Source organism: Aliikangiella marina (assembly GCF_007004765.1).
GTDB classification, from domain to species: domain Bacteria; phylum Pseudomonadota; class Gammaproteobacteria; order Enterobacterales; family Kangiellaceae; genus Aliikangiella; species Aliikangiella marina.
This window is the reverse complement of record NZ_VIKR01000001.1, coordinates 245,882-260,131: the sequence shown is the minus strand read 5'-3', so window position 1 is coordinate 260,131 and position 14,250 is coordinate 245,882. Positions and strand designations below refer to the sequence as shown.

The following is a 14,250-nucleotide window of genomic DNA, read 5'->3' as shown; positions in this document are numbered from 1 at the left end:
CCATAGGACATACTAAAGATTTATCATATATGCGGCAAGCGATAACTGGACACTGGGCATTTGAAAACAATTAACGTTACTAAAATCAATAAGATAGATAGGAAAATAGTCAAGATACCTAGCACCTGAACACACAGAAATGTTCAAATGCTAGGTTGTTACAGGTTAACTTTCTTTGAAGTCCTCTTCGCGAGCTATCGCCGCAGCTCGAACACTGCTTTGTACCAAAATGAGCAGCTCACGCAAGGCAACGGAGAATTTCGCAAACTCATGGCGACCACTGGAGCGGAAATCAGCGAGCATCGACTGCCAACGCGTCAACAAATCGGCGTTCTCAACGATCCATGCGATTATCCTTTCTTCAGCATTTGCTTTCTTGTTGGACATATGAAGAACTGCTACGGTTAAGCTGCGTTGTTGCCAATCAAGATCTTCTCTAAACGAGGCTCTTGCAAAAGCTTGCCAGTGATTATCTACCGGTTGCAGGTTTATTTGCTCTAAGAACCAATGGAGTTCTAATTTTGCCCCTAATTTAAAGTAAACTTCTGCAACTAGCGATATATTCAATCCGGTCAGCTTAGCCATCTCGACGATATCGAGTCCCGAGAACATGGTGCTCAGGTAACATATTTTCTCTGCAAGCTTTTTCGGAACTCCCTGAGCGACCCAGCCCGCAATCGATTTCTCAATACCTTTGTTCTCTTTTTTCTCTAAAACCTTGGCAATACTCTTTTGTAATTCCAAAACTCCTTCTTTGAAGTATTCGATGCCCTCTTTGATTTCAAGGTTTTTTCGTCGATGACGCAAGAACCATCGAGTGCAACGTCGCACCATTCTTTGCGTTTGATAAATCATGTCATGCTTAATTTTAGCGGGAATCGAGTGATCTAATGCTTCGATCTGTTTCCACATCGCAGGCATATCGAAAATTTCTTTTGCCAGGGTAAAACAGGTGGCCACATCAGACGGTGTCGCCCCCGTTTCATCCATCGCTCTAAAGGCAAAGTTGCTCCCCAAGTAATCCACCATTTCGTTGGCTAATTTCATCGCAATGATTTCATTCCGGAGCGGATGTAATTCCGTTTGCTCGGCAAATTTTCTGCGGATCGGTTTAGGGAAGTAATCGATTAATACTTGATTATAGAATGGTTCGTTTGACACCTCAGGCGTACACAGTTCTTCTTTAAGCACCATTTTTCCATAGGCCGTAAGAACCGCAATTTCCGCACGAGTTAATCCTTCGCCTTGCGATAAGCGCTCAACCAGTTCGTCGTCGGATGGTAAAAATTCGAGTTCTCGATCCAATCTGTCTTCACGCTCTAACCAGTGAATGAATCGCATCAACTCTTTTACCATTTTCGGCGAGCGTTGTTCGCTCACACTGATTGATTGCGCCTGTAAAAAATTCTCTCTTAAAACAATATCTGACACTTCATCAGTCATGCTGAGCAACAACTTGTTTCGTTGCTTTTCAGTCATATCACCGGCGCTAACAATCTGATTAAGCATTATTTTGATATTCACTTCATTGTCAGAACAATTTACCCCGCCTGCATTATCTATAAAGTCGGTATTTGCTCGCCCACCATTGCGCATATACTCGATTCGACCGAGTTGAGTAACCCCCAAGTTGCCACCTTCACCGATGATTTTACAACGCAACTCTTCGCCGTTGACTCGAAGCGAATCGTTTGCCCTGTCGCCCACATCACTGTGCGATTCGACTTTCGATTTAATGTAAGTACCGATACCGCCATTCCAAAGAAGATCGACCGGCGACTTGAGGATAGCGTTGATCAATTGATTCGGCGCCATAGCGTCATCATCAACATCTAACAATTTCTTGATCTCTTTTGATAAAGGAATCGACTTAGCCGAGCGTTCAAAGACACCGCCACCTCTTGAAATCAGTTTGGTATTGTAATCTTGCCACGAGGAACGTGGTAAATTGAACAAACGCTCACGTTCAACATAACTCTTGGCAGAGTCAGGGTTCGGATCAATAAAAATGTGCATGTGGTTAAACGCGGCCACTAGCTTGGTATGTTTAGAACAGAGCATTCCATTACCAAATACATCGCCGCCCATATCGCCTACGCCGACAGCGGTGAAGTCTGTATTTTGACAATCAATTCCCATTTCCATAAAGTGCCGCTTAACCGACTCCCAAGCACCTTTAGCGGTAATTCCCATTTTCTTATGATCATAACCAACGCTGCCGCCTGAGGCGAAAGCATCGCCCATCCAGAAGCCGTAATCTTGCGAAATTCCATTAGCAATATCTGAAAAAGTCGCGGTACCTTTATCGGCTGCAACCACGAGATAAGGATCATCTTCGTCTAAGCGTACGACATTTTCCGGTGGCACTAATTTGCCTTCAACCAGATTGTCTGTGATATCCAGTAATGCGGAGATAAATATTTTGTAGCAAGCTATTCCTTCCGCCATAAACTCTTCGCGAGAAAGCCCTGACAAACTGCGCTTACAAACAAATCCTCCTTTTGCGCCAACAGGAACGATAACCGAGTTTTTCACCTGCTGTGCTTTAACTAAACCGAGAATTTCAGTTCGGAAATCTTCCCGTCGATCAGACCAACGTAAGCCGCCGCGCGCAACTTTACCACCACGCAAATGAACACCTTCAATTCTCGGCGAGTAAACAAATATCTCAAACATTGGCGCTGGTTGCGGGATATCTGAGATGATTCGGGGAGTGAGTTTAAACGAGATGTAATTCTTAAAATCTCCTTCACTATTTAACTGGAAGAAGTTAGTTCGTATGGTCGCGTCAATTAACTCTAGGTAACGATGTAAAATTCGATCTTGGTCAAGGTTGGCTACTTGATCGAGCGCTTCGATTATTCTGGTACGCGTATTTTTGATTTTAGCTTTGGATTGTTTTTCCGATGGATCAAATTTTAGACAGAAATAATCAACCAGCAATTTAGCAATTTCCGGATAGACTTCGAGCGTTTCTTCGACATAGTTTTGCGAGAAGCTTGAGCCTATTTGCCACATGTATTTTGCATAAGCTCTAAGCATTGCGATTTCACGCCAGCTCAACGATGCGGCTAATACTAAGCAATTGAAGCCATCATTTTCTGCATCTTCCATCCAGATACGCGTAAAAGCTTGTTGAAATTTTTCTTTGATTTTTTCGAGGTCGAGTTTTTTGCCCGCCGGATGGCGCATCACAAAGTCACTCAGCCACCTTTCAGCACCACCATTAGGATGAATCTTATAAGGCGTTTCGCCAATAATATTCAATCCCATATTCTCAAGCATTGGAATCACTTGCGAAAGCGGCTTTGGTTTGTCGCGGTAGAACAGCTTAAAGCGAATATTGTCATTGCTATCTTCTTGAGAACGATAAAGCAACATACTCAAACGATGTTCATCATTCAAAGATTCCATGTGCTTGATATCGAGTACTGCAGTCTGCACGATGGACTCATCTTGATAACCGAGCGGGAAACGATCCGCATACCGTTGCACCATTCGTTTGCCTTCAGCCTCACCAAACTCACCGATTAATGACTCAGTTAAGGTATCCTGCCAAGAGCGAGTCGCTTGATGAAGATTCTTTTCAATTTCCTTCACGTCATAACGAATTTTCTCCGCATTTTCTACCGGAATCGTAAAGTGTATTCGCGCTAAGATCGACTCTGAAAAAGTCGTTGTAAATTGCGGCTCAGAGATCGCCCCTAAACTAGCAGTAAGAATTTCTGTTATTTTGATACGGATCGCGGTTGTATATATTTCTCGTGGTACATAAACCAAACATGAAAAAAATCTGCCATACGGATCTCGACGGATAAAGAGTTTAATGATGGGTCGTTCTTGGATCTGTAAAATTCCCAATGCTGTTTCATAGAGATCATCGGATCGGATTTGGAATAGTTCGTCACGCGGGTAGGTCTCTAAGATATTACGCAAGACTTTTAAATCATGTTCTAAAGTGGTCAGTCCAGAACGCTCTTGAACCAACTGTATTTTTTGCCTAAGAACCGGAATACTCATGGGGTTGAGGTTATACGCTGCAGACGTATACAAACCAATAAAACGATCTTCTCCAAGAATCTCGCCATTCTCATCAACTCGTTTAATACCGATGTAATCAATGTGTGCAGGTCGATGAACGCGACTGACAGCACTCAACTTAGTTAATACCAGTAGGTTTTGGGTATTAAGAATTAGATTTCGCGCTCCCGAAGGTAAGTCACCTAATTTGTAGGGTTTCGGTTTCCAGTTATCGCGCTTTTTCAGCCCTAGACTATTACGATGTTGTGGTACCAGCTTAATATCATTCTTCTCGTGTTTAAGTGCATAGTAAGTGTAACCAAGTAAGGTGAAGTGGTTACCTGAAATCCATTCAAGGAAATCTTTGCACTCTGTATTTTTTTCATTAACCAGTTTTTCAGGCAAATTACTTAGACGTCCGATGACTTCAGTGAGTTTTTTCTTCATCGGTTCCCAATCTCGAACACTTGCCCGAACATCCGATAAAACTTCTTCCAAATTAAGTTTGATTAACTCTAACTCTCGGTCATCCAACTGACGATCGATTTCCAAATACATCGGTGTTACGCTACTGTGAGGCGCTTCAGGATCAGGTCGCTGGATTTTATTTATTTTTCCGGCTTTACTGCGCGAAATATTGAGTGGGATATGAATGTGGAGATGAATGTTAATGCCAAGTCGATTTAATTCCATTCGGATAGAGTCGACCAAAAAAGGCATATCTTGATGAACCAACTCGATAACCGTGTGACGGGAATGCCAACCATGACTCTCAAACTCTGGCGTAAAAACTCTTACGCTGCACTCATTATCGCAGTTTTGCATGTAATTCCATAAACTGACGATAGGCGCATAAAGTTCATTGTCGTTTTTAAACTCAAAGTCGGTACTCGAAATCCCAGAACAGAAGTAACTTGCAAATTGTGTAACGAGTTCCGCTTGTCTTTTTGAAAATTTAGATTCAATCAGTTTAATGACATTTTTATAAAGTATGGTGTCGTGTGTTTTTTGTTCAATTGACATATACATTCCTTATCCGTTGCTTAGCATACAAACTCAAATCAATGCCCACGGTTTTGGTTTATTTTTAATAGTTTAGGTGAAAATTGAGTAATTTGCTGAGTGAACAAAACAAATTGGCTGGGTAACTTTTTAAAGCCTGAATTAAGAATCATCATGTTGTGTCGCAACGCGATTATTCGAGCGTTTTTTGGGTTAGATCAAAGTTGCGCTAATTGTAGGACAAACGATGCCAAGAAGCACTAATTTAATGCCATAACTTAATTTCATGAACCAACTATTGAAATCTACTTGCTGACAGTTTAAAGACTCTCAGCAAGTAGATCGAAGAAAGGATTAGCGACGATAGAGGAAAGCAGCTAAAGCCGGTAATAAAATCACCGCGCCAAGCATGTTAAATAGGAACATAAAGGTTAAAAGAATCCCCATATCGGCCTGGAATTGTAACGCTGACATCAACCATGTACTGACGCCAATCGCTAAGGTCAGTCCAGTGAAGAAAACCGCATTACCTGTTAAGTGAAGGGTTTTCAAAAAGGCTTCTGAGATACTCTCCCCTGCGCGAATAAAGACAATCATTCGCGAGAATATGTAGATTCCGTAATCCACACCAATACCAACGCCCAGAGCGACTACAGGAAGCGTGGCAACAGTCAACCCGATGTCTAGAATCGTCATCAACCCTTGAGCCATCACAGATACAATCGCTAGGGGCACAACAATACAAATTGTCGAGCGGATCGAACGGAAGCTAATCAAACACAGCAAAATAACGGCAAGATAAACCCAAATCAGCATCGGAATTTGAGCAGCAGAAACAGCTTCGTTAGTTGCAGCCATAACCCCAACTGGTCCTGTCGCTAATTTAAACTCGATATCTTCGTGTTTGACTTTGGCATTGTAATCTTTGACCGCAGCCACGACTTGCTCAATGGTTTCAGCTTTATGATCTTTGGTGAATACCAGCACTGGCATTACGCTACAATCATTGTTGAAAAGACCGCTGCTGGTTTCTAGATAGCGTATCGACTGCGCCAGCGTGGCTTGTTCTTGCGGCAGAATACGCCACTGAAGTGCGCCCTCATAAAACCCTGCGTTTAAGATTTTAGATACGGTGGTGAGGCTAATCGCTGATTGGACCCCATCAAGGTTTTCGAGGTGCCACTGAAATTTGTCAATGGCATTCATGATGCTAAATTCGGTACAGGCTTCAGGTTTAGTTTCGGCAATGATCGAAATAAGATCCGTACCAATCGAGAAGTTGTCGGTAACAAACTTGGTATCCATGTTGTAAACCGAGTCTTGACGCAACGCCGGTGCACCTTCATGTAAATCGCCAACCTTCATATTCTTCGCGAAAAAGAATCCAACTGTCACCACCACTAATGCGGCAAGCACTGTTTTTGTAGCTGTTCTGCGTTCGGCAAACCCCGAGAAAAACCGCCAAAGAACCGCTTGCTTTTTGTTCGACTCCTCAACTTTTGCAGCAAAGTTATCCGGAAATTTCGCGTAGGATAACAATACTGGCAATAGAATTAGGTTGGTCAAAATGATTACCGCCACACCCAAACTTGCGGTGATAGCGAGCTCTTTGATGATATCAATTTTAATAAACAACAACGTCAGGAAACCGATGGTATCACTCAGCAGTGCTATCATCCCTGGAACAAATAATCGACAGCATGCGCCGAACGCTGCCTCGCGAGAATTTGCGCCAGAGGCGACATTCTTGCCAACGGCGTTGATCATTTGCACACCGTGACTAACACCAATGGCAAAAACTAAGAAAGGAACCAGAATCGACATAGGGTCAATACCGAAACCAAAAATAGTCAGTAATCCCAGTTGCCAAATCACCGCAGTGATCGAACAAATCAACGGTAAAATGGTTAAGCTTACCGAGTGAGAGTAAAGGTATACGAGAATCGCGGTAATGACCAAGGCTAAGCCAAAGAAAGCAACCACTTGTTTAGCGCCATTACTCACATCACCAATCATCTTCGCGAAACCGATAATATGCACATCGATTTGCGGATATTTTGCTTCAATTTCTTCGCGAATTTCTTCTAAGCGATCGGCCACTCCGACCAAATCGGTCTTTTGTTTTGTCGTTGGGTCAATCGACAATAACTGAGAACTGACCATCGATGAAGCAAAGTTATTAGCCACCATTCGGCCAACTAAACCTGCTTTCAAAATATTACTTCTGACCAACTGTAGCTCTTTTTCAGAACCATCATAGGACTCTGGAATAACCGGTCCACCGACCATCCCATCTTCAACCGCTTCAACAAAACGCGTATTTGGCGTAAATAACGAGCTCATCAAAGGTTCTGAGACACTATTGATAGTAGAAACAAGTGCGGTCGCCTCGGCTAAGGCATCGAAATATTCTTTATTGAAAATATCGCCTGATTTATCTTCAAGCACAACCAGTATCCGGTTCGCTCCGCCAAAATGCTCTTGGTGCTTGATATAGGTTTTCATATATTCATGTTCGAGCGGTATATTCTTCTCGAAACTGGCATCAACTTTGATTTGCGATGCAAACCCCAACATAACTAATGTAAGAATACCGAATACCCAGAGTACTAATTTACTCCGACAAAATATGAACTTGTCTATATTCGCTTCTAATCTGGTTTGACTCATACTTTTTATTTCCAGCAAAAACTTGCGTTTTATTTAAGCTATTTTAATTGTGTCTTAATGGCGCCTTGAATCCCGACCAACATAATTTGACCGTCCAGTAAGCTCAAGGCATGGGCAAGATGGATTCTATCCGAGCGTTGGATCAGCTGAACAGTTTTACCATAATCATCGCTTATTAATTGGGTTCCATCAGAGCCCACGATTAACAAACGTTTATCATCTAAAATGACTGACTCCTGTAGGCCAGAAATGGTACCCGTTTCAACCTCACTCCAAGTTTCTCCTTGATCAGATGAGCGAAACAAGTGTCCTCTCAACCCCATGAGCAATAACGCATTATCGGGTGTGACCATCGCATTGAAAAAAGAACCATCGTAGGGACTTTCCGCCATCTGCCAAGTGTCGCCGTTATCCTCAGAGAAAGCTAAAAATCCTAGCTCACCAGCAATATATAAACGTCCCGCGGCTCCATCTTGAACGATAGAATAAAAGTGGGGAAATCCGATTTCTTCATTTTCAAGGCTTTCTTGATAAACATCTTCCCAGCTGTCACCACCATCGTTGGTCTTCAAATACAACCCGTAAGCGCCGACCGCAATACCATTATTTTTATCAGAAAACCAAATATCAAACAGTGCGGGTTGATCGAGGTTATCACTCTCATACTGAATGCGCCATTCTTCCCCCGCATTTTCAGTTTTAAGAATGGTTTGATCATGCCCAATCGCCCAACCAGTCTTATCGTCAACAAAAAATAACTTAGTTAACAGAGTCTCAGTCGGTACTAATATCTGACGCCAAGTTTCTCCCTGATCGTCCGATATTAAAATATGTCCTCGCTCCCCCACCGCTACTAGTCGGTTATTGATAATTCGTTTGATGTCCATTAACAACCGCTCTGACGCCCTCGGGGCTTGGGTGTTAAGGTTGCTTGATTCTTGAGGGCTCGCTTGCTGGCTTTGTGCCGATGGTTCTTGTGCTGCACTTATGCCGGCATAAGCCGCTAGAACCAGAGGTACAGAAAGCTTGATAACCTTTTTTAAAGCCATTCGATATTCCGAAAATTCAATTTAATAAGGTGGATAAACACGCAGAATACAACAATGTTACGCCAGATTATAGATCTGAGTACCCTGGATTAACGATTAGACTGCAATGAATATAATATAGATAGTAAATTTCGCTTACGCTAATAAAAAGGCCAGTGAAAACCGGCCTTTTTACTACGACTTTATCTTATTTTTCAAAGAAATAGACTGCTTTTACCGTCTACCCGCTCTTCTAAGCGCTGCAGGTGTAAAATCTTTCTTTGTAAAAGTAATCGAGAAATCTACAGGGCTATCTTCGTTGTCCAAACCAAGCGCTAGGTAACGACCTGATTTCAAGTCATGAATAACTTCCATAGTAGACCACATCACTGGTAACTCGTAGTAGTTTACCGCATGTAGCATGCCTACACGCCATAATTGGTCTTGGTTGTCATACATTTCTGTCGCGGAGATTTGCCAGCTGTCTTCATCGATGTAGAAAACACGTTTTTTGTATTGATGACGAGTATCAGCTTTTAAGTTAGCTTCAACAACCCAAACACGATGCAATTCATAACGCACTAAATCAGGGTTGATGTGAGAAGGTTGAATAATGTCATCATATTTTACATCACCAGCATGTAAACGATAGTCGTTGTAAGGAATGTACATTTCTTTCTTACCGACTAAAGTCCAGTTATAGCGATTAGGTGCACCATTGTACATATCGAAGTCATCAGTGGTTCTCAGTCCATCTGAAGCGGTTCCTGGCGCATCGTAAGCAACATTAGGCGCACGACGAACACGACGTTGACCTGTGTTGTAAGTCCAAGCTTGACGAGGCTTTTTAACCTGATCTTGCGTTTCGTGAACAAGCAAAGCGGTTCCGGCGAGACGCGCTGGAGACGTTACCCACTGCTTGAAGTAGAAAAGCATGTTTTGTGCTTCTAAGTCTTCAGGCTTAGTACCTTTTTTGGTGTACAACAAATCAAGTTCATCACGGAACTTAACGAGTGTATAAGAACCGTCACGAAGTGGCGTTGCTTGACCAACAAATCGCGCAGCACTCTCACCACGATAGCGTACAATGTGGTTCCACATTACTTCTAATGCATTTTGCGGAATTGGGAATGGAAATCCAACAGCCGCATTTTTCAATCCGTTACCACCTTCAGCTAACTCAGAGCGCGTCGCGTTTTCTTTAGTCGCATCATAAACGTACTGAGGATACGAAGCTGAACGTCGCGTTTGATAAACGTTCATTTTGAAGGTATCAGGATAAGCTTTAAATAAAGCCATCTGACCTGCCGTCAATTTGTCTTTATATTGCTCTGCATTTGCAGCAGTAATGGTGAATTGAACTTGGTCACTTGCAAACGGGTTAACGTGGAATTTACCTGGCTCATAGCCCGCTGGCGCAGACGTTATTCCGCCAGTCCACTCAGGGATGGTTCCATCAGCATTACCGGCTTTTTCTGCACCGATTGGGGTAAGCGAAGTGCCTAATTTATTCGCTTCTTCTGGAGATACTTTTGCAATTGCTCCTGTAGATGCGAGACCAAAACTGACCGCACCAGCAATTAAAGTCATTGTTAGTTTGTTTTTAATACTCATTGTTTGTTCGCCCTACTTTAGAATGAGAAGCTGACATTTGCAGCTATAAAATCTTTATCGCCCAATGCGTTAGCTTTACCTGCACCTGAGAAAGCAGAATAACCAATGTCAGCTTTCCAGCGCGATTGTAAGTCCATACTAACACCTAATGTCACCGCTTTTCGTCCCTCAACGAAGTTACCAATTGGCGCAGGAGTTGTGCCGTCTACGTCATGAGAGAAAACGATACGAGGAGACATGTTCCAACCGGCAAAAACATCTGAGTAATCAAATCTTGCAACAAGACGATATCCCCAAGAGAAATCGCTTGCAAAATCGTTTGGTGTTACCCCTTCACATGCAACTGGCGCACCGCCGACCGAACAAGGAGAACCAGGAACGATAAACCCAGAACCTTCAACAACAGTGCCGTCTGGTAGCGTTGTTTGACGATCAGGATTACCACTTCGTGAAGTACCAGGTGCTTCAAATCGCAATTCGTCTTCAGAAGGTAAATCTGTAATCCAGTTAGCACCAACTTCAGCTAAAATAACCAGCTGGTCGGCGCCCCAGGTTGGGCCAGCAAAAGCAGTCATAGTCAGCTGAGCCTGAGTTGTGTCGAATAAACGGTAACCAGAGATTTCATCCCCTAAACCAGCACCCGCTGGAATTTGTGAAGTTCCGCTTGGAATACTGCCAACAGGTTCCAATGCAGCGAATAACAATTCAACATCATCGATCTGTAAAGGCTCATCGATACGGTAAGTGACTTCGCCCGCCAATGAGAAACCGAGATCTGAAGAAGTATTAAAACTCAATGCGTACATTTCGATATCTTCTAAGTATTCGAAATAGCCTTGAACTTCAACACCATTGTGAGCAAGCGTACTAATAACAGGACGCTTATTGTGGTAGTTAACATAGTAAAAACCAAACTCAGTATAGTTCCAGTCCTCAGCTAACCAACCAAGCTTAATACCAAACTGGCCATCATCTTTTGCATCTCTGTCAGCGAGACGTCGTGCAACTGTACCAGGCGTACCTTCACCAAATTGACCAAAACCTAAATGAATATCAGTTCCTGTTTCACCCGCAAAATCAGTACTCGCGAAATAAGTGCCAGGCTCGTCGGTTCTGAAATGCTCCCACTCGGTTTGCGCGAAAGCTTCTAAACTAATCGTGTCGGTTAAATCGACTGAAGCCCACACAGTGTTCACTGGGATAAGCGCTTCCTTAATTTCGGAGCCAGGGATTCTCAATTTGGTCACGTCAACCGCATTGATTTCAGATAAACCGTGCTGGATTAAAGTACTTTCACCCCAGCTAATGACTTGTGAACCGAGACGAGCTTGCAGTGAAGAATCGCCGACAGGGACATCAAAATAGACATATGCATCGAGTAATTCATTTTGTTGACCTTGCTCATCAAGCGCAGCTTCTGTGATCGGCTTGACTCGTTGGCTTGGTCTGTCATGCAATTCAAAATCATAAAAACCAGTGCTTCGGATAAAGAAACCGAAACCGCTGGTATGCTCTAAGCCAAGCTCAGTGGTATATTTAATCGCGCGAGAAACCATTTCGCCTTGATCAAAGTTGAGGTTTCCGGCATCACCGTTGTTTGACCATCCACCGGTCAAAACCGTGTTTGAGCCAGGGATTGCTGCCAATCCGCCTGGTCCTAACCCAGCTAGATTGGAATGACCAATACGACTTTCATCGCGGTCTTCTACACGCCAAGTGGCGCCGAATGATATTGTAGTGTCCCAACTACCACTCCAGTTGTCTGTATTGATGTCGACAGCTTGTGCAGGTTGCGCAGCAGATAATGCCACGGCCACCGCTAGTGCCACACCGGCGAGCTTTGGTTTATACATTATGTCTAGCCCTTTTCTTATCATTTTATTACCTTCCCGTCGAAGAGCGGATTATGTGAATTGTTATCGTTTCAGCTAGTATACAGCGTTTTTTCAACAAGTAGACCTTCGGCTAAAAATTCGCTGTTTCGGGTAATCGGTACTAGCCTAGTAAAAACCTATTATGAAAAATCATCCGACCAGTTTAAAGATCTTTTTTGAAGTTTTTTAATTCTTTATAAATCAGTAAGTTATGTATCAGCGCATTTGTCGCAGCGCAACAATTCAGCCGAGTTTATCGAGTTTTAACGCCTTTCCACTGGCCAGATAATGTAAAACAAATCTTCCATGAATTCCTTCATGGGTCACGTGTTGCGTCAAGAGGTTCGCGGGAAACTGAACTTTTCTGCCATCCAAGCTATTTGTTATGACCCATTTGATCTCGCCCCGATAGTATTGTTGGTATTCAATCGGGGATATACTCAAATCAAAAACAATCTGACATTGGTTATTTTTGTCGGCTGATATATCGCTCATATCTGAGTTCCGCTTGATATAAAGCTTCTTCCAATCCAGGCAGCTCCAACTTTATCTCCGCAGCTTCACTATTGAGATCCTTAACCTCATCAAGCAATAGTTTTCGGCGCTCTGGTGGAGTTGTATCCGCAATTATCAGCGCTTCATTACTATCGATTAGCGCTTCGATATCTGCTAAGCGGTTAAGCAAACTGTCAAAACTGTTTTTCAGTTCCCTTGCTTCAGATTTCAATTGGAAAGCTGTTCTACCGCGTTCATACCCTGCCGCAAATTGGCTATATTGGGCCTTTGGACATACCTTATTATAGCTACTGCCCCGCTCTCCTAGATTGTAACCAGTTTGATAACTGCAATACTGCCGAACACCATTTTTATGTCCCGCAAGATAAGCATTTAAGTCAGGCTTAACACCGTAATCTGCACACGCACTGCGATGATTACCAATATAGGAAGTTGGACGACCGTTTGCGCCGTCTTCAAGGCCGATTATCTGCCAGTCTGCGGTTAAGCATTCTGATTTGCTGAGAGTTGCACAACCACTCAACGTAACCAATAGCAGTGCGAGCGAGACAGTTATGCAAAAGTAATAAAAAGATTTCATTTTAGTGCCGAAGTTTAGGTTCTATGTTATTGATTATTCTGCGAATTAACTGAATGTGCAATGAATAAATAGAAAAAATGTAAAATATGAGAATTGATAAAGCTAAAAAGCAAAAAACCGGGACAAGCCCGGTTCTTAGATATGGCGCGCATGGAAGGAGTCGAACCTCCGACCGCCTGGTTCGTAGCCAGGTACTCTATCCAGCTGAGCTACATGCGCGTTATGTGTTCTCAACGCCCTGCGTTGAGGGAGCGGTATTATCGTTGCGGACATGAGTCTTGTCAACGACCAAAGTGAAATTATTTCACTTTTTTTACCTGACTCTTACTTAGCTTCAATTAATGGCGGAGAGAGAGGGATTATTCGGCTACCGCCTTACCCTTCGGGCCGCCGTCGCGTTGCTCCGGCGTTCAAAACTGACTAGCAGTTTTGTCGAACCCTCTTTATTGGGTTCTTATCCCTCTCGACACAGACTCATTCAACATGAAAGAAGGTCAAGATCGTCATTAATAAAAGTCCAGCAGTTAATGGCGGAGAGAGAGGGATTCGAACCCTCGATGGGCGATAAAACCCATACTCCCTTAGCAGGGGAGCGCCTTCAGCCGCTCGGCCACCTCTCCAAATATTCACTAATTACTAGCTGTTTTTTGCGGGGGAGAATACTACCTGATTAACCATAAATTGCAATCAATTTCTTGCAAAAAATTTGATTCTCTTTTGAAGGTTGGGAAAAGGCTAAATCTAGCCCTCTGAACCCATTTCTTTCTCGCGTTGAATACGCATGTAGATCTCTTCACGGTGAACAGAAACTTCTTTGGGTGCATTTACGCCGATACGAACCTGGTTACCTTTAACGCCCAGTACCGTTACCGTAACTTCATCACCAATCATTAATGTTTCGCCCACACGACGAGTTAAAATTAACATTGCCAATCTCCTCAATTTT

The 14,250-nt window shown here is 43.1% G+C and carries 8 protein-coding genes, 2 tRNA genes and 1 other RNA gene; all 11 read right to left on the bottom strand.

Annotated features, from left to right (window positions below; translation table 11 throughout):
- Nucleotides 1-165: 165 nt before the first annotated feature.
- On the bottom strand, nucleotides 166-5,043 hold the full coding sequence (locus tag FLL45_RS01115; RefSeq protein WP_142887947.1) for an NAD-glutamate dehydrogenase: 4,878 nt from the start codon (nucleotides 5,041-5,043) through the stop codon (nucleotides 166-168).
- 333 nt (nucleotides 5,044-5,376) lie between these two features.
- Nucleotides 5,377-7,692 carry an efflux RND transporter permease subunit gene (locus FLL45_RS01110; RefSeq protein WP_142887946.1) on the bottom strand — a complete coding sequence of 772 codons (2,316 nt, stop codon included), beginning with the start codon at nucleotides 7,690-7,692 and terminating at the stop codon, nucleotides 5,377-5,379.
- A 38-nt stretch (nucleotides 7,693-7,730) separates the two neighbouring features.
- Nucleotides 7,731-8,741, bottom strand: coding sequence for a WD40/YVTN/BNR-like repeat-containing protein (locus FLL45_RS01105; RefSeq protein ID WP_142887945.1), 1,011 nt, complete (start codon nucleotides 8,739-8,741; stop codon nucleotides 7,731-7,733).
- Nucleotides 8,742-8,954: 213 nt separating this feature from the next.
- A complete protein-coding gene (locus FLL45_RS01100; protein WP_210247086.1) occupies nucleotides 8,955-10,334 on the bottom strand; it encodes a DUF1329 domain-containing protein in 1,380 nt (459 codons plus the stop codon).
- Nucleotides 10,335-10,351: 17 nt separating this feature from the next.
- Nucleotides 10,352-12,187, bottom strand: a complete 1,836-nt coding sequence (locus FLL45_RS01095; protein WP_246075726.1) for a DUF1302 domain-containing protein — start codon at nucleotides 12,185-12,187, stop codon at nucleotides 10,352-10,354.
- Nucleotides 12,188-12,451: 264 nt separating this feature from the next.
- Complete coding sequence (locus FLL45_RS01090; RefSeq protein ID WP_142887943.1) at nucleotides 12,452-12,703, bottom strand: DUF2835 family protein; 252 nt, start codon at nucleotides 12,701-12,703, stop codon at nucleotides 12,452-12,454.
- Nucleotides 12,675-13,304 carry a DUF2799 domain-containing protein gene (locus FLL45_RS01085; RefSeq protein WP_142887942.1) on the bottom strand — a complete coding sequence of 210 codons (630 nt, stop codon included), beginning with the start codon at nucleotides 13,302-13,304 and terminating at the stop codon, nucleotides 12,675-12,677. The genes FLL45_RS01090 and FLL45_RS01085 overlap by 29 nt, the downstream gene beginning before the upstream one ends.
- Before the next feature lie 142 nt (nucleotides 13,305-13,446).
- A tRNA-Arg gene (locus tag FLL45_RS01080) sits at nucleotides 13,447-13,523 on the bottom strand.
- Nucleotides 13,524-13,646: 123 nt separating this feature from the next.
- Nucleotides 13,647-13,783: non-coding RNA, RtT sRNA (locus FLL45_RS01075), on the bottom strand.
- A gap of 49 nt (nucleotides 13,784-13,832) precedes the next feature.
- Nucleotides 13,833-13,924 (bottom strand) — tRNA-Ser (locus FLL45_RS01070).
- Between the two features lie 121 nt (nucleotides 13,925-14,045).
- Nucleotides 14,046-14,231: a carbon storage regulator CsrA gene (csrA, locus tag FLL45_RS01065; RefSeq protein ID WP_142941121.1), complete on the bottom strand. Its 186-nt coding sequence runs from the start codon at nucleotides 14,229-14,231 to the stop codon at nucleotides 14,046-14,048.
- Nucleotides 14,232-14,250 lie beyond the last annotated feature (19 nt).